The organism is Cryobacterium lyxosi, assembly GCF_004403345.1.
Classification (GTDB): domain Bacteria; phylum Actinomycetota; class Actinomycetes; order Actinomycetales; family Microbacteriaceae; genus Cryobacterium; species Cryobacterium lyxosi.
Genome location: NZ_SOGT01000005.1, coordinates 142,602 through 163,292, shown reverse-complemented (window position 1 = coordinate 163,292; position 20,691 = coordinate 142,602). Strand labels below are relative to the sequence as shown.

At 58.5% G+C, this 20,691-nt stretch carries 16 protein-coding genes and 1 pseudogene; 13 read left to right on the top strand and 4 right to left on the bottom strand.

What is annotated here, in order from left to right:
- Positions 1-205: 205 nt before the first annotated feature.
- A complete protein-coding gene (locus E3T27_RS04680) occupies positions 206-1,336 on the bottom strand; it encodes a hypothetical protein (protein ID WP_134571745.1) in 1,131 nt (376 codons plus the stop codon).
- 63 nt (positions 1,337-1,399) lie between these two features.
- Between E3T27_RS04680 and E3T27_RS17295 the strand changes: the two are divergent.
- The 4 genes and pseudogenes from E3T27_RS17295 to E3T27_RS04665 form a co-directional block, all read left to right on the top strand.
- A pseudogene (locus E3T27_RS17295) lies at positions 1,400-1,963 on the top strand (N-6 DNA methylase); the annotation flags it as partial.
- Positions 1,964-2,557: 594 nt separating this feature from the next.
- Complete coding sequence (locus E3T27_RS16910) at positions 2,558-3,586, top strand: AAA family ATPase (protein ID WP_241992122.1); 1,029 nt, start codon at positions 2,558-2,560, stop codon at positions 3,584-3,586.
- The gene (locus E3T27_RS04670; RefSeq protein ID WP_166786099.1) at positions 3,583-4,638 is read left to right on the top strand and encodes a hypothetical protein; all 1,056 of its coding nucleotides are present in this window, start codon (positions 3,583-3,585) and stop codon (positions 4,636-4,638) included. The genes E3T27_RS16910 and E3T27_RS04670 overlap by 4 nt, the downstream gene beginning before the upstream one ends.
- Positions 4,639-5,124: 486 nt before the next feature.
- Entirely contained in the window at positions 5,125-6,627 is a 1,503-nt protein-coding gene (locus E3T27_RS04665) for an FRG domain-containing protein (RefSeq protein WP_134571742.1), read from the top strand.
- 349 nt (positions 6,628-6,976) lie between these two features.
- Here E3T27_RS04665 and E3T27_RS04660 read toward each other — a convergent pair whose 3' ends face one another.
- On the bottom strand, positions 6,977-7,825 hold the full coding sequence (locus E3T27_RS04660) for a hypothetical protein (RefSeq protein WP_134571741.1): 849 nt from the start codon (positions 7,823-7,825) through the stop codon (positions 6,977-6,979).
- 182 nt (positions 7,826-8,007) lie between these two features.
- Here E3T27_RS04660 and E3T27_RS04655 point away from each other — a divergent pair, with 182 nt between their 5' ends.
- From E3T27_RS04655 to E3T27_RS04620, 9 genes are all read left to right on the top strand, one after another.
- Entirely contained in the window at positions 8,008-10,188 is a 2,181-nt protein-coding gene (locus E3T27_RS04655) for a KAP family P-loop NTPase fold protein (RefSeq protein WP_241992127.1), read from the top strand.
- A 205-nt stretch (positions 10,189-10,393) separates the two neighbouring features.
- Positions 10,394-10,954, top strand: coding sequence for a hypothetical protein (locus tag E3T27_RS04650; RefSeq protein ID WP_241992121.1), 561 nt, complete (start codon positions 10,394-10,396; stop codon positions 10,952-10,954).
- Positions 10,955-11,511: 557 nt separating this feature from the next.
- Positions 11,512-12,129, top strand: a complete 618-nt coding sequence (locus tag E3T27_RS16905; RefSeq protein ID WP_241992120.1) for a hypothetical protein — start codon at positions 11,512-11,514, stop codon at positions 12,127-12,129.
- A 7-nt stretch (positions 12,130-12,136) separates the two neighbouring features.
- Positions 12,137-13,558, top strand: coding sequence for a hypothetical protein (locus E3T27_RS04645; RefSeq protein WP_241992119.1), 1,422 nt, complete (start codon positions 12,137-12,139; stop codon positions 13,556-13,558).
- Between the two features lie 299 nt (positions 13,559-13,857).
- Positions 13,858-14,262, top strand: a complete 405-nt coding sequence (locus E3T27_RS04640) for a hypothetical protein (RefSeq protein WP_134571738.1) — start codon at positions 13,858-13,860, stop codon at positions 14,260-14,262.
- Positions 14,263-14,539: 277 nt separating this feature from the next.
- Complete coding sequence (locus E3T27_RS04635) at positions 14,540-15,619, top strand: hypothetical protein (RefSeq protein ID WP_134571737.1); 1,080 nt, start codon at positions 14,540-14,542, stop codon at positions 15,617-15,619.
- A gap of 433 nt (positions 15,620-16,052) precedes the next feature.
- Entirely contained in the window at positions 16,053-16,295 is a 243-nt protein-coding gene (locus E3T27_RS04630) for a helix-turn-helix domain-containing protein (protein WP_241992118.1), read from the top strand.
- 4 nt (positions 16,296-16,299) lie between these two features.
- The gene (locus E3T27_RS16770) at positions 16,300-17,133 is read left to right on the top strand and encodes a tyrosine-type recombinase/integrase (protein WP_198416483.1); all 834 of its coding nucleotides are present in this window, start codon (positions 16,300-16,302) and stop codon (positions 17,131-17,133) included.
- A gap of 136 nt (positions 17,134-17,269) precedes the next feature.
- A complete protein-coding gene (locus E3T27_RS04620; protein WP_134571736.1) occupies positions 17,270-17,830 on the top strand; it encodes a hypothetical protein in 561 nt (186 codons plus the stop codon).
- Positions 17,831-18,091: 261 nt separating this feature from the next.
- Here the strand turns inward: E3T27_RS04620 and E3T27_RS04615 are convergent, their stop codons facing one another.
- Positions 18,092-19,087 carry an ABC transporter permease gene (locus E3T27_RS04615; RefSeq protein WP_134571735.1) on the bottom strand — a complete coding sequence of 332 codons (996 nt, stop codon included), beginning with the start codon at positions 19,085-19,087 and terminating at the stop codon, positions 18,092-18,094.
- Positions 19,084-20,670 (bottom strand): sugar ABC transporter ATP-binding protein, encoded by a 1,587-nt coding sequence (locus tag E3T27_RS04610; RefSeq protein ID WP_198416482.1) that lies wholly within the window; start codon positions 20,668-20,670, stop codon positions 19,084-19,086. Before E3T27_RS04610 ends, E3T27_RS04615 begins: the two co-directional genes overlap by 4 nt.
- Positions 20,671-20,691 lie beyond the last annotated feature (21 nt).

Here is a 20,691-nt window from a genome sequence, read left to right as displayed (position 1 = left end):
CGGTCTGGTTGGAACAAAAAGAAATCGCTCCTGAGGATTCTCAGGAGCGATTTCTGGTTTAAGCGGGGTGTTCGTGGAGTTGTGTTGGCGACTCGTCGACCAGGGCAGTGTCGCCGGTGGTTTTTTGTGTTTTGCGGCGCGTCGGATTGTTCGGAATGCGGGGAGGCGTGCCCTCTCGGGCGGTAGCGGCGGCGGATGTGGCCGTTTAGGTTCTTCGCGGTGGTCCGCCGGTTTCGTCGCCGTCTGATCGTTTGGGTTTGGTGGGTCGCTTTACATCGGGCGGGTAGGTGTCCGTGTAGGGATTATGGAATTCTCGGTCGCGACGCCGGACGAGCGCGACTGGCGGTTCGCCGTTGACCTGCTTCTTCGCGTCGTCTTTGATCTTGTCGCTGATGAAGGCCGCGATCTTGCGCAGGTTGAAGTTTGTGAGGAGCATGGTGACGATGATTTGGGCGGCGCCGAAGCCGCGGACGCGGCGACGGCTGGCGGATTCGATGTCTTCGGTGCCGCCGCTTTTCACCTGATTATTGAGCGATTCGATGCTGTTTCGGGCGTGGGTGTGGAAGGCGTCCCATTCCTTAGTTCCGTACTCGAATGCTTGTGCGGTGCGGCGGTTCTTGGCGGTGTCGAATGACACCGAGTGTTGAGTGCAAATCTTGTCGGCGAAGTCCGGGAGGTTTTCTTCCTCGACTCCTTTCAGAACTTTCCGGGTCTTGAGGAGCTCGCGGAGAGGGCAGGTCACCGTGGGGCTGGGTCCAAGTGCGGGACAGCGCAGCACGGTGCGGCCTTTGGCATCGGGTTGTTCCTTGACGTGCAGTTTGAACGCGGTTCGGCCCGTGATGCGTGCTCGATATGTTTCGGTGTCGATAACGGCGCCCAGCAGATCCTTGGTGGCGTTCTGCAGTGGTTTGGGGGTGGCGGGGCAGTAGGTGCCGCCTTCGATATAGAGGGCGCCGTGGTCGCCGCCCTGGTGCCCGAGGCGGTCGACGCGGTAGTCCGTAGAGGGTGTGAACCCGAGGTTGAAGGCCGGTTCGTGGAGACGTTCGTCGAGTGAGTTTGCCCAGTATTGCTTGTCGGCGTCGCCGACCCCGGGCTCCAAGCCGAGGGCTTGGGTTGCGCGCATAAGTGAGACGGCTTCCTCGGCAACGCGGATATTGGGCAGGCTCATCGTCGCGGCGACGGCGAGGCCGGGGAACCGTTTCTGTCCGGGGGCTTCGGAATCTACGCGGACGGCGATGTAGAGGTCCGTCGACTGCAAGGCGGCCGCGAACTCGTCATCGGTCGGGAAGGCCCGGTAACTGGTGAGGCTGAGAAAGTGAGCTGTCACGCTCTGCACGTAGCGGTCCTTGCGGACGACCGCGCCGAATCCTGCAAAACGAGCGCCGTCGTTGCGGCCTTGATGAGCGACCTCGTTGGTTCGGGTCCACGACTACTTGATCCGGCTTGCGGCCTTGCCAGTTCCCTTCTTAGCTCGGCGCTTCGGCCACGAACGAATGTGACTGGCTTCGATATCAACGCGCGAATTGCCGCCACTGCCAAAGCCCGATTCGAACTTGCAGGCGTAAGCGCAGACATTTTCGCCCGAGATTGGCTAGCTCAAGACACCGGACCTGAGTGGGATTCAATCTGCATTGAGCCACCGTTTTCCATCAAATTGACGGAAGAGCAACGTCAGGCAAACCCTGGATTTCTTTCTCGCCCCAAATCAGACATGATCTGGGTGCGCAAAGCCGTTGATTCGCTAACTCCACGCGGAGTGGCTGTTGTGATGCTCCCTACTAGGACACTTCACTCGGACCAGGATGCTCATTTCCGAATGAATCTGCTGGAGAAGGGTCAGATTGAGGCAATCATCGCGCTGCCCGCGGGGGCTTCGCTGAGTACAGGCATTGAAACCTGTCTGTGGATTGTCCGAGGTGAGCGAGACCCCGACCGATCGAATCGTGTGCTCCTTGTTAACGGCTCAGAGGTATCGCGCGGCGCTGCGTCAAATGGTTTCGAAGCTGGCAAGGGAATTGCAGATTTGGTTTTGCGATGGAGGGAAGATGAAGGGGGTATTGAGCCACCTTCGTGGCGTTGGACCGCGATTGCGGCAGACGTTCTAGCTGCCTCGCGGGACTTGTCGCCCCGCGCCCATCTCCCGTCGGCTCCTAGAATTACGGAACCGCGACCTCTGGCTCCAGTGCGAATGCTCTCGGCGCTTCAACTTGGCGAGTTCAAGGCGGTTGGTCGCCCGCTCTCGATTCCGCTCCGCCCGTTGACACTGGTCTTCGGACGAAACAGTGCTGGCAAATCCTCCCTGATTCAGGCGTTACTCCTCATGCGGCAATCTTTGAACTCATCAAGACTTGCAACGCGGGGAGACGGGTTTGACTTGGGGACTTTCCGAGGGCTTGTTCATCGCCATGACACTGAACGACAAATGACACTGGGAGTCTCGTTTGGTTCTCTACCTTTGATTGATTCGCCCCTAGTCGTTCCAAACCCGTCGTTAGCTCGCAGCATTGATTTGGTCTTTGAGCAGATGCCGTCGGGCACAGCGCGTACATCGCGAGTCATGGTCACTTTCGACAACGAGTCATTTGAGTTCCTCCGCAGTACGAAGGAGGAAAACGCTCCCTTCACGATCTCCGCCAACGATGCAGAACGATTGGTTCGGCTCGCGACGAGTGAGACGTTTACATATCCAACACGAAAACCATCACGCGATATGGCAGTCCGAGTGAGGCGCGCTCTTTCTCGCCTTGATTCAGCACGAGTCGACGTGCCAGCGGTAGGCAACCTCCCTGGCCCGACGGCCGACATCAATCTTGACGCTGCCCGTCAGTCCTCTACCCATGCCGGATTGGAGGATGGAGGGCTACGGCGCGGAACCAACGCGATTGGCGCGGTGACCCAGGAACTCGAAGCGTTGTTCAGAAGGATGGTTTACTTGGGCCCCCTCCGGCAGCCGCCGCTGCGAGTGAATACCCGTCAAGATGCGAACCGTGTTGCGACTGACATTCCCTTCTTCCTCCTGGACAACAGCTCCGAACGTGAGGAAGTATCCTCCTGGATGCGCCGGCTAGGTGTTGATTACGACCTCGACGTCCTGAATCTCGCCAACGCGCCGGGAGCACATGTTCTCGGTGACATAGCCACTGTGGTGTTGAGGAATGAGCGCAAGGGAGTCTCGTTGAGCACCGCTGATGTCGGGTTTGGCGTTTCGCAGGTTCTTCCCATTCTGGTCGAATTATCTGCTAGGACCGAATCCATCATCCTCATAGAACAACCGGAGATTCATCTCCACCCTGCTATGCAGTCAGAGCTGGCAGACCTGCTCATCGAGTCGACCGACGAAGCTGGGCGTGGGAATCAAATCATCGCTGAAACTCACAGCGAGCACATCATGCTCCGAGTCCAACGGAGGATACGGGAAGGTCAGTTCGACCCCGCGCAGGTTGCCGTCCTTTACGTCGATCAGCGCCCAGACGGTTCGGCCTACGTCAAAGAGCTTCGACTGGATTCAAGCGGAGACTTCATCGATGAGTGGCCGAACGGGTTCTTTTCCGAGCGCTTCGATGAAGTATTCAGCGGTGTCATGTGATTGTGGACATTGCTATCGTTCCTAGTGCGCTGACTGATCTTGCGTTCAGTCGGTTGAAGCGGAGTTCGGTTGCAGCGCAGAGAACTGTCAGAGAAACGTTGCTTGCTCACGGTTCTTTGGTGTTTGCAAGTGATGCGGAGATTGGAGAGTTCATTGCCGCCATCAAGAAATCACCGCTGCTTCTATCTCCAGAGCGCGATCGGTGGCTGAACTTTCTGACCTTGCTGAACCAGCAGAAGCGACTTCTGCCGAACTTCTTGCCGTCGGGGTTCAAGCTCTGTGACCTGAATTCCGAGTCGGACCTCGCTGGTCTGAACGGGACGGGGGAGAAAGTGCTCGTGCTGAGCGAAGATCAGTTCGACCGGGTATTTCCAAACAACCCAGATGCTGTCGAAGAGATTCGCGCCGAGATTAGCGCAACCACAAGCGGCGGCCTGGGTGAGGTTTCGGTAATCGACAGTAAGCGCGCATTGGCGGTAGCAGGAGCGCACGCCCAAGGAACCGATCGTGAACACGTTTGGAATGAACTGTTTGCTCCACTTGCTCGTCGTTCCAAGGGCGTCTCTGTCCTTGATCGCTACATGTTTTCCGAGTTGGCGCGTCGCGATAGCGGCATCCACAGTCGCTATCCTCCCGAACATCTGATCTGGCTTCTTAACCACCTTGCAGCAACTTCTCCGGTCGGGACACGTGTCAGGCTGGTCGGGGGATTTGGCGACGAGCGCCGCGTGCCGGAAGAAGCAACGCAGCTCCTGGACCTCATTCTTCGCCAATGGAATGCCTCTCCTGGGGGAATTATTGAGTTGGAGGTGACGCTGGCCAACTGGAGAGTCAACACAGACCTTCCTCACAATAGGCATATTCGATTCGGATCTTTGGGCTACACGCTTGCTGAAGGACTCGACCGACTCCGCAGCCCACGTCTCTGGGACGAGGATGGATTGAATTGGACCTACAAGTGGGATTTCGAATCTACGCAGATGCTGGCCAACCGAGAAACCAGAGTGGAGCAATCCTCGACGGTGTCAAGCATGCGTCGGACTCTGCCATAGGCTGCACGGATTGCGCGTCTGGCTTAGCTGTCTGCCTGAGGAACTCTTTCTTGTAGTCGGCGAAGGGTCTCGACAATAGTCGTGTAGAAATTAGCCCAGTCAAGTTGGGTTGTCGCACCAATGGGCAGCCTCGGAGATCTCTCCAGAACCCCTGAGTCGAACGCCCGCGGTTGGCGGGTTTCAGACACGCTGACATAACCGCTTTTATCGGTCAATTGGATTCTCGGTATCAAGAGGAGGGCCCGTGTCTCACAAGGAAGTAATCATGCCGCTAATGTGCTCGCCGTTTGGATCTCCTGCTGAGGCCTACCGTTCGTAGCAAACGCGATCGCCGTCGCCGCCGTTGCGGCCGAAGGATCGGAAGTACGCGCTGCGATTTTGGGCCTGTGCTCGCGGTTTGGGTTGTCCCGAAATTGAGCTGAGTTTCGGTAGGGTGTGCTCAGCCGGGTTGAGATAGCTCGATTCGGAGTGAGCTAGGGAGAACCGTTGGCAGACGACGAAGACAATAACAAGTCCGATGAAATCACGGACGAGCCGGAAATTCCCATCAAGGAAGCAACTCAACTGCCAAACCATAGCCACTCCGCAACAGACAAGGCGGTGGCGAACATCCTGGCCACTCAAAGGGTGGCGCTCGGGCCGGTGTTCGACAATATGGCTACGTCAGCGGTGCTGGGAAAGTCCCTCGGGCCATTGACCGGATTCTTATCGGAGTTTTCGGCGTCAATCCGCGAATCGCAGAAGGCGGCCTTCGGGCCGGGGTTTGAGAAGCTCTCTTCGATGGCCGGGCTGGGCTTGAATGCCGGGATGGTGAGCGACCTGATGAAGAGCTTCCCGGCGACGCCCGATTTGGGCCTGGGCCTGAGTACCACGTCATTCCTCTCCTCGCTGAGCAGTTCGATGGAGTGGGCGAAGCTCGCAGCGCTCTCTACCAACACGCTTAGCGCGAGCGACTATTTCGAGGAAAGCGATGAGCATAACTACGCGTACTCGGAGGAAATGCGGTCGCCCGCGTCATACTTCGAGCGAGACGAGGTTGTCATCGACAGCTTTGAATCGCTCAACAAGGCGATAGCGCAGCTCATCAAGAAGAACCCTGACCTGCCTCTGGTTTGGCGTGGACAGCAGAACGCCGAATGGGGCTTGCAGAGCAGCCTCTACCGAAAGCTCCAGGAACAGAACGGCGTCATTCAGCCGTCGGGAGACCCGAAGGGCGAGCAGCCGTTCCCGACTGAGACGCAGATGCAGCATGCTGAGGCGCGTCTCATCGAATATGCCCGAGACAACTGGCGTCTCGATGAAATGCACTCCCTGGAGCTGCTCGCGAGGTTGCAGCACTACGGCGCGCCAACCCGGCTGCTCGACGTGACTCGTAACCCCTACGTCGCGGCGTGGTTTGCCTGTGAGGCTGACCCCGACCAGGACGAGGAGGACGCGCGCCTGCTCGTGCTAGCGACGCGACCGATACCGAAGAAAGGCGAAGAGGAGCGTGTCTCTGAGGCGGACACGAGAGTCAAGATTAGCGACCTCCCGCAAACCGCCCTACCGTTCTGGCACTACTTCGTATCGCCGGAGGAGCGTCAACTCGCCGACTGGGGGACAGGTGCCAAACGACGTGTGTGGGTGCCATCCGCGTACGAGTCGCGCATCGCCGCCCAGAACGGCGCGTTCGTGCTCGACGGGGTACCCATCGTTAACTCGAAGACCGCTCGGTCGTTCCTCCGCGGCGCCGCGGGCGAGTATTGGTCGAAGGCTGACCTGCTCGCGTCGTCCTCTATATATGCCAAGACCTACCACCCGAAGCGTGTTGCAAAGTCGAATGGGCCGAACCTCGCACCGACGTTTACTTACCGAATTACTGCGCAGGCGAAGGCGGAGATTCGCGACGTACTAGAGAGCCGGTTTGGGTACAACTTCTCCACGATGTATCCGGATATTTCAGGGGCGGGCCGGTACCTCAACGAGCACTTCGACGACCTCACGGAGTGACGGCTCAACTGCGCCGCCCACCGCTAGGGATGATGACGACTCACACAATGCAAGCGCGCTTCGGAGCGGTAAATGCGGGCTGGCGACGACCCAGCCATCTGATGTGGTGACGCAGGTTCTTGGCGAATGCGTCAGTACGGCCAAGTAGAGAGCCTCACTTCAGCACTGATCTCGGTTTCGAAAGTGTGTGGACTACACGGCCCTTGGGTTTCAACGGCAACGCCAGCATACGAGACACTGCGGGCAATCCGTTCTCCCAGTCGAATGAGCCGGCCTTCCAACCGCGCCACTTTCTGGGCGTACCGCAGCAACGGCGGCGCTAAGTTCAGGTGGGCCGAGGGAACCCTGCTTAGAGCTGCTGCTTGTCAATCCATATGGGGCTCAAAAATTCCAGATGCGCAGCAAGTGCATTCGCCGCTTCTTCAACAAGCTCATCGTGGAAATACAGGACTATGTCCAATCCGGACCATTGGGTGAACCCAGTCCAGTTGAAACCGGTCGGTTCTTCCCTGTCGAGGAAAAGATACTGGTCCCCTGGCGCGAAACGCTCGCGTATTGAATCGACGCGCATGTTCATAGCGTCGTCGATTTCTTCCACGTATCCGCCCCACCAACGGAATTGGTCAGCGTCCTCATCCCAGGTGACAGCGCCAAGTTCAGGGTCTTGTGTGAACGTCAATTCCGCTCCGTCGGGACCTGACACAAACAAAATGTCGCTCCACGAGAACTGCAGCCCACCCGGGACGCGCCATTCCTTCTCATACTCGTATTTGTAGTTCGGTCTGTTTGGAGAAATGAACGGAGAACGGTTCCAGGCGTCGGCGTTGACGTCGCCAGCGCGTTTGGCGGCAGCTATTTCCCGCTCGATCCTGCAATAGTCACGGGAGTCTAAGTCCAAGTAGATGACTTCTTGAGCGCCCTCATTCTTGGCGAAGGATTTGCTAACTGCAATGCCGTACTTACCCTTAGCGCGGGCAACACGGTGCAGGTCCCCGATTGGGAGCTCGGTAAAGCACGCGGAGAGATGTCGATCACCAACAGCACTCCAGACAGGGAAGAATCCGAACTCATTCCTGGCTTCGACTCGACCTGTCAAGAGGATGCTGACCAGGTCTTCGATGTTGCTGGTGAAATGAACCAAGTGATCTTCGGTAGAAGTGGACGTTCCGAGTGCGCTCACCCTGGCTGTATCAGTCACAAGGCAGTCTTGCATATTGAGCGCGGATGACAGCTCCCAACCGTTGTGGCGCCGTTTGATGGCGCTGTGTTTGTTCTATACAGCGCAACCAAGGGCATGGCCCAAGGCAGTTCGAGGTCATCGGACGGCCGCTGCGGCATTAGCAATGCACCAGAATGGCAAGGACGAGGGGTAAACAATTGATGGACGAAGACGCGACAACTTGGACGTGGATGTCGGACGACCCTCTGGACAGTCCCGGCGACGATCCGAGGTCGCGCTACTTCGACAGGACGGCATTCATATCAACGACAGCGGCCGCCATTCAGGCCGCTAGCCTTCAAAGTAGATCGTCGGTGTTTGGACTTATCGGAGCCTGGGGTTCAGGCAAGACAACGATCATCTCGTCCCTGGCGGCGCAGTTAGAGTCTTCCCAATGGCGAGTGCATCATTTCAATCCTTGGATGTACTCTGACGCCGAGTCTCTGAAATGGGGCTTCTTTTCCGAATTGCGCGAAGCTGTCCCGCCCGGCGACAAGTGGAACGATACGCGAAACAATATGGTCGGCTTTCGAGACTCCATTGTGCCGCTTGCAAAGCTTGCAAGCGCGTTTGGGTTGAATTTGGGAGGTGCGGCCGAGCATCTTTTTGATCCCGACCGGTTGAGCGCCACCAAAATGCGGGAAAGAGTCTCAACTCAACTTGAGGAGCTTGTCGAGCCAGTATTGGTCGTGCTCGACGACTTGGACCGGTTGACGTCAACCGAGCTGCTCGAGGTTTTCAAGCTGGTCCGATTCATCGGCCGCCTGCCGAACGTTTTCTACTTGCTCTGCTACGACGAGGAGACCCTCGTCGATCTGCTGGAAAGTACTGACTTAGTCGGGCAACACAACGACCGTCGAGCTCTCGACTACCTTGAGAAAATCGTTCAGTTGCGCTTCGATATCCCGCCGTTACGGCCGGACCTCGTAGAAACTCTCTTTGAGAGGGCGCTTCGTGGCGTTGTCGCGAAGAGCGGGGCTTCATTGAGCGCTGATGATGAGATTCGGCTGCGCGAATTGCTCCGTTCTGGGTTGATCGAACGGCTCACCACGCCACGGTCAATAAGGCATCTCTTCGCACAGATCGAGGCATTTCTGCCTTCGGTTGCGAATGAAGTAAACACCGTTGACTTCGTTCTGCTCAGTTGGATCCGCACGTTCGAGCCGGGCCTCTACGGCCAGCTTCAGGGCCATCGACACTTCCTCATTCACGGCAACGGGGGGAAGTTTGATTTTGAGTTCGACAAGGCCAAGGCAGTTCTAAAGCGGAGCGATCAACTGGAACTGCTGCTGGGCCAGGGCGGCGTAGCCCCATCCCGCAGGGAAACAGTCGTGAACGCCTTGCAGGGACTGTTCCCGGCCGTCGGGCGCATAGCCAACGGACAGGAAGTTTCGAGTCTTCCGAGGGTCGAGGCACGCCGAATAGCCGACGAGTTCTACTTCGATCGGTATTTCAACTTTGGTGTCCCTGTGGATGACCTATCTGACGCGACCGTTCGATTATCGTTGGCCGGCCTGGAGCACCTGACGAGTCCGTCATCGGCGTTGGTCGAGCTTCAAACTCATCTCATAAGCGACACGAGGCGAACAATTCAGAAGATCGCGCAGGAGCGGGGGCACACGTCAAAGGAATCGGAAGCTATTGGCCTCTGGGCCATTGGCCGGTACACAAGCCTGCCCGAGCAGCACGGGTGGGGAACACCGCGTGACCTTCTGTCAGGGTTTCTCGCTGAACTGATAGTTGACACCGAAGCTGCGAAGTTCCCAGAGCTTGTTCGCGAAGGGTTGGAGAGCGGACCTGAAACCGCCTATATGCTTCTTGACGCAATGCGCTTGTTAGTTGGCCGTCACCTTGGCAGCGGCGATGAGATCCAAGCGTGGAACGAGCAAGGAAAGAAGTTCCAGACTGAGTTGTTTCTGAAGCTCCCTAGCTACGTTGCCGAGATCACGACAAAGCCAGTTTTTGAATTGGACCCCCATGTTTGGCTCGTGATCGTCATCTGGGGAGAATTCGACAACGAGAGCGTGTCAGAGTTAGTCCGCAGACGGCTCAATGACGGCACTTGGTCAATCCTTGATGTTGTGGCACGCTTTGTCGGCAGCACTGTGCCGTCGGGAAGCGGCCCCGACGCGATCGCAACGATCTCGGGGTTCGACCCGAAATGGGCGGGCAACTATATAAGCCTGTCGGCAGTACGCCACGAGCTTGCGCCGCTCATCGAATCCGCAGGCGACACGGAGCCATTGCAGCGAGCGGAAGCGAGCCCCGAAAATCGTCGGGCATACGTTTTGGCCTGGCTCAACGCGCATCCTGACGTGGCCGCGGACGCAACCACGGAGTAGTGGCACCGTCACGCGCCGGCCTCACCCGAATGCCGGCTATCCGCACCGACACTCACCTTTCAGTAGCTTCCGCGGACCGGAGGTCGAAGAGAGACGGGGAGTCGTCGGGCGGGGTATTCGTTCGCGCAGGTGAACCGGGCCTGATCAGTTCCGTCGGAGCCGGTCTGCGGAACCTGCCATGCTGACCAACATGGTAGACACCAAAATGAGCAAGTCCGCCGGTGAACATTGGACCTGTGCGGCGCTCTCCCTCCTTGGCTGGGGCGTCGCGCTCACGCGCGATGGTCTCGAGCGGACGGACATACTCGCCGTGCAAACGACAGGCGTTCGTCGGATGATCGAGGTCCAGGTAAAAGCTGCGCGTGGTCTTGGAGACAAGGTCAGTTGGCCTCTGGGACCCAACGCTCAGCTGCCCTCGATTTCCGACCGCGAATGGTTTGTGCTCGTGATGCTCCCGGACAATCTGGTGACGTCACCGCGCGCGTTCGTCGTGCCCCGCGACCATGTCGCAGCAGCCGCGTGGATCTCGCATATGAACTGGCTCACCGACCCGTCCGCGGAGCCGGGGAAACGCAATGCCCCCGTGGAAAGAGCGCGGGTGTTAGCCCCGGTTTGGAGCCGCTACGAGAACCGGTGGGACCTCCTCGACGCAAGCGCACGCGAAGCCCCGGTGCTACTCCCGCCGGAGTACCGAGATCTTGCCCAAGAACCGCGAGTCGGCCTCCCGCCCCAGCATCCATGGCACTCTGGCATACCGAAATGGTGACAAAAACAGCGACTCGCATCACGACCGGCCAGCGCGAGTCCAGATAGTAGTGCGGGCTCTGCACTATTCTTCTTCGTTCGGGAACCGCCGCTTCTCCGCGGGTAGATGAATATTGAGTCTCCACGGCAGCCTTATTTGGCCGCCAACCTGCATGATCAGATCGAGCTCAGTCTCGTTGCCTTCGAGCCGTGTGGGGACCCAGTCAGACATCAGGCAAAGCCGGCGAGGGCGATTCGACGGGGACTGACGCGAGGCTTGGTGGTGTCCACTCAAGCAGGGGGCGGCCTGTCGTGTGCGAAGGGCAAGGACCGTCGCAAGTGGTGAAATCAGCCGAGCGCCTGCGCCCCCAAAGCCATGGCCGCGAGGAGGTGCGAGAGTTGAGGGAGCAGTAGGATCAAAGCGCGTCCAGTCAGCGCGAAACCAAGGTAGCGAAGATCACCGCCCGCTGCAAAGAGGCTTCGGTTATCGCCGCGTCCCGTCGGGGCGCCTACGTCGACGCCCATGATGTCGTAGGGATCGAATAAAGTTCCGATTGTTGAATCTGAGGGGGATGCGCTTTGGCACTAACTACGTCGCTTGCGGGCCGGGTACGCAACACTACGCTGCCGAAAACTCACGCCCTCCTGCCGCTGTTCGAGGCCGTGGTAAACGGCATCCAGTCGATCGATGCCAGGCATGCCCAAGAACTTGGACGAGGGCGTCTCACGGTACGGATCCTCCGCGAGCAGCAGGCGGCATTCAATCTCGAGACGTCCACCCCCGGCCGCGCGCCGCTGGAGCCTATTACCGGGTTCAGCATCCAGGACGACGGGGTGGGCTTCACTCCTCAGAACATGGTTTCGTTCGAGACGCTCGATAGCGACTACAAAGCGGGTATGGGTTGTCGTGGAGTCGGGCGCCTACTGTGGCTCAAAGCCTTCGACCGGATCGAGGTCCGGAGCGCATATTACGACGAGGCCGACGACTTGCAGGTGCGGCAGTTCAAGTTCTCGGTAGCGCACGAAGTGGAGCAGGACGGAGCTCCTAGCGGCTTCTCTGACTCAGGTTCCACGGTAATTCTCGACGGTTTCAAAAAGGCTTTTCAGCAGAGCGCCCCGAAGATGGTCGAAGCCCATCGCAAGGGAGATGTTCGAGCACTGCATCTGGTACTTTCTTCGGCCAGGCGGTGCGCCTGACGTATACGTGACCGACGGAGATGTGTCGGTCCTTCTCCAGAGCTATCTAAGAGAGCTCGAGCACTCTGAAACGACCTCGTCGATCGTGGTTGACGGGCACAGGTTCAACATGCTCAACTTGCGGCTCAAGACCTCCGCCCGCAACGCCACGCCACGGCTGTATTGGTGCGCCGCGAATCGCGTCGTGAAGGACGAAAATATCTCCGGCAAGGTGCCGGGTCTCTACGGCCGGCTGACAGGTGGGGATGCGGACGAATTCACCTATGTCTGCTACCTCACATCAGACTTCCTCGACGAACACGTTCGCTCCGACCGCACGGACTTCGATCTGCCCGAGCGAATCCCCGGGGAAAACCCGGTCGGCGAGCCGTCCCTCGACGACATCAGACGAGGCGTCTTCCAAGAAGTCGCGCGGGTGCTGTTGGAACCTCTGTCGGCTGCCCAACAAGCAGGTAAGGAACGGGTTCATCAGTTCGTGACCACGAAAGCGCCAAAATATCGCCCGCTGATCAAGTACATCGAGTCCTCCGGCATTACGGTCGACCCAGGAATTAAAGATCAGGACCTTGAGCTCGAACTCCATAGGCACGTTCAGAAGATCGAGGCTGCGGTGTTGGCTGAGGGGCAGGCCGTGTTCGCTCAATCGAGCGGCGACAAGCCTGAAGGCTACGACGAGCGCCTTGCCAAGTACCTCGAGACGGTGACTGAGTTCAACCAGTCAGACCTGGCAAACTACGTATCCCGGCGGCGGACGACTCTCCATATTCTCGAAAAGCTCATTCAGTCCGACGCCGAGGGCAAGTATCCCCGGGAGGAGTCGATCCATGAACTGCTCTTCCCGATGCGGAAGGACTCGAACGAGGTCGGGGCGGATGCCTCGAATCTCTGGATCCTTGACGAGCGGCTCGTATTCCATGACTACCTCGCCTCTGACAAGACGTTCAAGAGCATCGTCATCGCGGAGGATGATTCGATGAACAGGCCCGACGTGCTCGTGACGCGCGTCATCAGGCCAGACGCGCCGGTACTCGCAGCCGAGGGCAAGAAGATGCCGTTGCAGTCCATCGTCATTGTGGAGCTCAAGCGTCCAATGCGCAACGATGCGACTGAGGGGAAGAATCCCATAGAACAATGCCTGGAGTACGTCGCGCGCGTTCGGGCAGGTACCGCGAAGACCGCTACCGGACGCCCCATTCCATCGACGGATGACCCGCCGGCATTTTGTTACATCATTGCGGACCTCACGCCGACGATGGTGAATCGTTGCAAGTTGTCCGGCCTGACCATGACGCACGACGGCATGGGCTACTTCGGCTTCATCGAGCCGTACAAGGCCTACATCGAGGTGATGAGCTACGACCGACTTGTCAACGCGGCGACGGAACGGAACCGAGCGTTCTTCGACAAGCTTGGGCTGTCGTCGAGCTAACCGGCCCGCGAATCGGTCCATCGAATGTCGGGGTGGTTCGAACAAGCTGGGGGTCAGCTGGCTATGAGGACTTGTCAGACGGGATGAGCCTCGGAGACGAGCTACTCAACGTCGGTTCGTCGGGATCGTTCACATTTGTGGCGCCAGCCCTGCTCCTTGCCAGCGCGACACGGTCGGGAGCCTACAAAGGGAACCTCGCCGGAATCCCAGCGCGGCCATCTGTGCACAATTAGCAGGACACCGAAATCTGAGATCAGGTGCGCCGATATACTCGCACGACAGAGATGAGAGGTGTGCTCGTGGGGAACCTCGGCATTTATCAGACGATGACGACCGTCATGAAGGCGATGGGTGGGCCAGCAAAGGCACTCACGCTTGGTGTGGCCGTCGTCGGCACCGCAGGCTATGGCGTGATCCGCCTCGGAGAGTTTGGCGGCAAGAAGCTTTTCGAGGCTGCAAAGGCCACCCTGGCCAACCGACGCGCCAGGTCAGAGGTGATCGAGGAGGTCTTCACCATCCACACCGACGGCGTGGATGACGATGGGCTTGAGTTCAAGGCTGGCGGTCAGTACAGAGTCCTCGAGCAAGATGGCGACGCGGTTCTGATCGAGTTGTTTGGTGACGACGATGGGCACTATGTCTCTGGTGCGTTCCTGGCCACGATCTCAGACTTCCCAGCAGGGCTGCCGACTGCAGACGAGTAGGCGCTCAACGCAGGAAGACCCCGGCTGCCCAGTTGAGCGTCACGGCAAGAACCGCACGAGCGTCTCACCCGCGTCCTTACACATGCGCGCAAACTAACCGTGCTGCTCGGCAATCCAACGGTGGCGGCGCCCGTTGCCGACTCGGGGATGAAGGTCACGGAAAAACGGCTTTCCACGACGGTCTCATTTTTGTCGCCGGCATGAGACAGCGCATGCCATCGTTTGCTGCTCTTGCGATCGCGAATCCCAAGTTGACTGGCCCCACTAAGCTTCGGCCATGCGTATGCCCCGGACCCGGACACAACTTCGACTTGAGCGTCTCGAAGCGAAGATCGACCAACTCACTCTGATATCAGAAAGTGCGCAACGCAACTCCAACGAAGCACTGTCACTTATCAGAGATCTGGACCATGCTGCGGGCGCCAGCAGACCTCGGCATGTCGTTTGGCTGGTGATCGCTTTAGTTGCCTGTGTAGTCGGCGCGATTACTTTTACCAGCCTTGGAGCTCAAGCATTCAACGTCCCAATCGCTTCATCCGACGGCTTCGGATCAATTGACGTTGCTTGGGGTACGGATATGCCCGAAGTAGGTGAGTTTGAGAAGATAAACGAAGTGCAAGCTTGGGTTGAAATCGTCACCGACGAGGGCTTTGATCGCACATCGATCGACGTTCGGTTTCCGCCCGAATCCGCAGGACGTGATTTTCTCATCGTACTGAAGGGATTTGCCCAGTTTAAGAAGTTCAGTGAGTCGAGCTATCGCGTGGTGACGAGACAGTGCGAGGAGCTTCCCGGCATTAGCGAGGATTGCCAGATCATTTCTGGCACTATTCCCACCGGGCTTCCCACAGACCGTTTTGCAGGGGGATATTGTGTATCGCACGCCGAGGGTGAAGCTAGCCCCCTTGTCTCTCTCCATGGCGAATCCAAAGCTATTGAGGCTACAAATTGGGCCTACAACACCGTAAGTTCTCCGAGCATCTGGGGGGAAAAATTTGCACTCCGCACAACCACCTACCAAACAATTGATCTGGGGGCAAGGTTTGCGTTTGCGAACCTAGATGGTTGCGCAATCATCCTACGTTCCATAGTGAGAACGACCGTTGAAACAGATCCGGTTCAAGAGGACCTTCTGTCAGACACATTCGTCAGGTCGGGTGACAACTTGGCCGGAGTGTCTACGATTGTAACGAAAGACCGCAATGCGGATTCGATAGGACAATCTTTTCTGGCCACCGGTGCCGTGTTCGCCGGACTAGCCGCAGGTCTCGCACCGGGACTAGCATCTTTGGTTCGAAAAAGTCGTTCTGGACGTCGACGATTTGCGGCGGGTCCTGCACCTGCACCCGCACCATAAGTCGGTGGCCGCGGACGGTCCCATCCGAAATTGCTAGACACTCGCTCGGTCTGAATTTATCCCGCGAGTCGGGCTCCAACCCCACCAAATGGGGGCACTCTGGCATGCCGGAATCCTGACGGAGAGCAGCGACTGTCTTGAGTGCCTTTCGAGGCGATCGTAAGAAGTGGAGGAAATTGATGCGGGATGCGGAGGAAAACGGCTCTCGTGGTGGCACGCGATCCGCGCCCTGTTGGGTTTCGCGAACAGCCCACCAAAAGTCCCGGAAACTCAAGGGTTTCCGGGACTTTTTAGGTTAAAGAATTGATCACACTATCGAAAACCTACGTTTTACCCGTCTCTGGACGCCTTTTACCGGCCCTGCCGTACGAGGTGCGCAGGTCAGTATTAGTCGTCTTTGATTACCTAGGTGCGCCTGGTGCACCTACGGAATATGAACACAAACGAAGCAGTCTCTGTCTCACCCGTGGCGTTGGAGCCCCTGATGGATGTCGCCGAACTGGCGAACTACCTCGGCATCCCTATCTCCACCGTCTACGACTGGCGCGTGCACGGCAAAGGGCCCGCTGCATATCGGTTCGGCAAACACCTCAAGTTCGCCATCTCCGACGTGCGCGCTTGGATGGCCCAGCAGCGCGAGCCGTCTGTACTGCCGAGTGCCACCGATCGGCGGTGAGCTGATGTCGCGGCCGCGTCTAGTGATCGGCACGTTCGGTGACATCACCGTGCGGATCATGCCGTCGGGCCAGTTCATGGCTCGCACCATGTATCGAGACTGGGACGGTCAGGGCCGCCAGGTGCAGGCCACCGGGAACACGGCCAAGGCCGCTGAGCGAGCCTTAAAGGGCAAGCTCTCTGAGCGGAACCTGCTGCAGCCCTCGAACGGTCACCTGACTCCAGACAGCCCGTTCCCTGACCTGGTGAAGTACTGGCTGGACGACATCGACGCGGAAGGTCGAATCTCCAAGACCACCCGCAATCTGTATGAGCGCAACATGCGCACGCTCGTACTGCCCGTTTTTCAATATCTCACGCTTAGAGAAATCGGCGTCGTTCGCTGCGACCAATTCATTAAGCAGATGGCGAAGCTCTCCTACAGCCGCGCCAAGCAATCGCGTGTCGTGCTGCGGCTGGCGCTCGAGCTGGCGGTGAGGCACGAGATCCTCCCGACCAATCCCATGGACCACGTGGCCCGTCTGCACCGCGAGCCGCACATTCCCGACGCGCTCACCGCGGTTGAGGTGAACAAGATCCGCTTGGCTTCGATTTTCGAGGCACGCGCAGGACTTCGTCCGATGTCGAGGCTCTACGTTCACCTCAGCGATAATCCCAAAGCGGCGATTCTGGCAGGTGCTCGGAGAGGAGCGCCGGTTCAGCTCCTGCGAGTCGACCCGAAAGGCGCGAGCGGGCTGGTCTTCGTGGGGGCAAACACTTGGCTTGCGACTGCGGTGAAATCCACGGGACTTTCAGTGATGACCGTGGTGGAACAGGTCGCACTTGAAGCCGAGGACTAGAGTCCGGCGTATCGAAGTCTTGGCCCACGGACATGCTGTCAACTGCCGCGTCTGGTCCGATTTGGCGACGGTCCCAGCTCGCTGCGCCGTTAGATGACCCCACCACCGCGACGTCGGGTGCGCTAGGTTGACACTCATGAATTGGGAGCCGTATTTCTTAGGACTTGCTGCATTCGCTGGCACGGTCTTCGCAGTAACCCTGGCTGCACGACAAATCGTGCCCCACGCCTTCATGCCCACAACTCAGAGCGATGCCCTTCACAGCGATGCAACCCTGGTGGCTAAGTGGGATTCAGTCGCCGTCACGTACGAGCTTGCCGCCAGCGCGATGTTCGCAATCGCGGTCATAATCCGGGGTTCGTTTACAGCCTCGGGACTCGTGGTACTTGCGGCCGCGCTTGGCGGATGTCTCATATACCGTCACGGCCGCGCCTACCTGAAGCTACGTCGTTCTGGCACCGAGAATCTCACGTGGAAAGATGATGCTTGGGCGGCCGCAAATGTCCTGCCCCTGTCCGCCTATGTCCTAACGGCGTCGCTCTTCGTGTGGGGAGACTTCTTTGGGCACGCATCCGCTGAGCTCCTCGCGGCCGCGATTACCTGGTTGACGCTTTCTGGGACCTACCAGGCAGTCGCATGGTACGAACGTTCGTGGGCTAAACCGCCGGCGGCGAAGGAGGCCTTGTCTCCCGTGTGACTGCGTGCAGTGGGTGCGGTGCGCTGATTGGTGGGACGAACTAGGGTTTTGTCTCTCTCAGGGTCCACCGCCTCGAGCATTATCGCAGGTGGGAGTCCAGAGATACCGCGGGCACCATGTTCACATTACGACTGGCTCGGGACGGAGCAGAAACGGTGCGGTCTGTGAACCTTTTCATTTCAAACTTGACGCAATCTTGGACAAGGTATTCGAGGCTGACTAGCTGCATCCGTCCACCGCTCCGACAAGTCGCCGACGGCTCTAAGTGCGCTTCAGGTTTTTCAACCCGTCGATGCCGACGGCGAGCACGATCACGGCCCCCTTCACGATGAGCTGGTAGAAGAACGGTACGTTCATCAGAACCAGACCATTGCTCAGTACGCCAATGATGAGCGCGCCCACAAGGGTTCCGCAAATGCGCCCGCGGCCGCCAGCGAGGGCCGTTCCGCCAAGAACGACGGCGGCGATGGCGTCCAGTTCATAGCCTTCACCGGCCTTGGGCTGTCCGCTTTCGACGCGGGCTGAGAAAATTACTCCGGCCAGTCCAGCACACGCGCCCATGATCAAGTAGACACGCACGAGGGTCCATTTGACCTTGATGCCCGCCAGACGGGCCGCCTCGCGGTTGCCACCGATCGCGTAGATGTGCCGACCGAAACTCGTCCTCTCCAACACGAACCAGAGAATCACGTAGACCAGAAGCATGATCACAACCGGGGTCGGAATGCCGGCCACAGCACCATTACCAAGACCTCGATAGCCGAGGTCGCTGGCGATGAGAGGTTGGGCATCCGTTAGCGAATAGGAAAAGCCTCGAATGTAGGTGAGCGCCCCGAGCGTGATGATGAATGAAGGCAGCCCGAGATACGCGACAAGAGTTCCATTGATGAGACCTGTGATTGCTCCCACGAGCATGCCACCGACCACCGCGACGATGGCGGGGGCTCCCGCGGTCCAAAGCAGCACTGAGCTAACGCCGGTGAGGGCTACGACCGACCCGACGGACAGATCAATGCCTCCCGTAAGAATAACTAGGGTCATTCCGGCAGCAAGAATCGCGTTTATCGACACCGCCCGGGCAACATTTAGCCCGTTATTCACGCTCAGAAAGTTCGGTGCAATCACGCTCATCAAGGCGACGAGCAATAGCAGCACCACGAGGATGCCATAACGGTCCCACAAACTGGCTACGTCCACAGCGGACTCGCGCTTGGGGGACCGCCAAGGTTCCAGATCCGTCTTCTCCGTCAAGGTCATCGTTTTTTCTCCCCCGCGATGGGTGTCTCAGTGCGTTGTTCTTCGATGCGGTACTCATCGGCGGCGACACCGGTGGCGTACATCATGACGTTTTGTTCTGTCGCTTCCGCACGACTAATTTCCTTGGCGATGAGGCCGTTGCGAACGACAAGCACGCGATCGCTGATGCCGAGCGCTTCCGGCAGATCCGATGAAATCATCAGGATGGCCATTCCTTGCAGGGTGAGGTCATTAATGATGCGATAGATCTCCTGTTTGGCACCGATATCGACGCCCCGTGTGGGCTCATCGAGTATCAGTACTTTCGGCTGTACGAGAATCCACCGCGACAGTACGACCTTCTGTTGGTTACCGCCGGATAAACCGGAAACGTTCTGACTGATCGACGTGCTGCGCACCCGGAGAGCCGCTACCTCACGCTCGACGGCATCGCGAATCGCGCGCAGGTTTAGAATTCCACCCGTACCGTAATTGTCCATACTGCTCATCACGGTGTTATCGCGAATCGACATGTCCAAAAACAGCGCCTGCTCCTTGCGGCTCTCTGGCAACAAACCGATGCGGTGGCGAATTGCATCTCGCGGGCTACGCACCGAAATTGGCGTGCCATCGATACTCACCTGGCCGGATTTCGCGCGATCGGCGCCGAAAATCATGCGCGCCAATTCGGTGCGCCCTGCGCCAACAAGTCCGACCAGCGAAACGACCTCACCGGCACGAACCTCGAGGTTCATGGGGCCAACATCCCGGCCATTACCAAGCTCGCTGACGGCCAACACGACTTCACCGGCGGAGCGATTCTCGTGCACGTAGAGGTTATTCACGTCGCGCCCCACCATGTGGTTCACCACTTGGGCAGGTGTGACATCCTCGCGGGCTGTCGTACTCACCCATTTTCCGTCACGCAACACGGTGATGCGATCTGACAGCCGCCACACTTCTTCCATGCGGTGGCTGATGTATGCCAAAGCCATACCGCGTGCCCGCATTTCGTCGACCAGGGTGAAGAGACGCTCGGCTTCGTTCTGAGACAGCGATGCCGTCGGCTCGTCAAGAACCAAGATCTTTGCGTTTTCGGCCACAGCCCTCGCGATTTCAACCAGCTGCTGCATACCGACGCTGAGTCGGCCCAGCGGCACATCAACGGAAATATCTACGCCGATACGGTCCAGCTTCTCCCTGGCCGAGCGCCGCATCTCCTTCCGGTCGAGGACCCCGTGCCGCGTAGGCTCATGCCCCAGCGACAAGTTCTCCGCGATCGTCATTTCGGGAACTGTATTCAGCTCCTGGTGGATGATGGCGATTCCCTGGGCGAGGGCATCCCGCGGATTCTGGATGGTCGTGACCTGCCCGTTGATCTCAATCGTTCCAGCATCCGGAGTATACACGCCCGAGAGAATCTTCATGAGCGTGGACTTACCGGCCCCGTTTTCTCCCATCAATGCGTGGACCTCGCCGGCGCGCAGGTCAAGGTGCACGTTATCGAGCGCTTTCGCGCCGCCGAATCGTTTGCTGACGCCGGTCATGCGCAGTAGTGGTGGTGTCATAGTCCGCAGCCTTAGTTGCTGGTCAGTCATGATCATTTGAGGTCTCGCCCAGAGGGG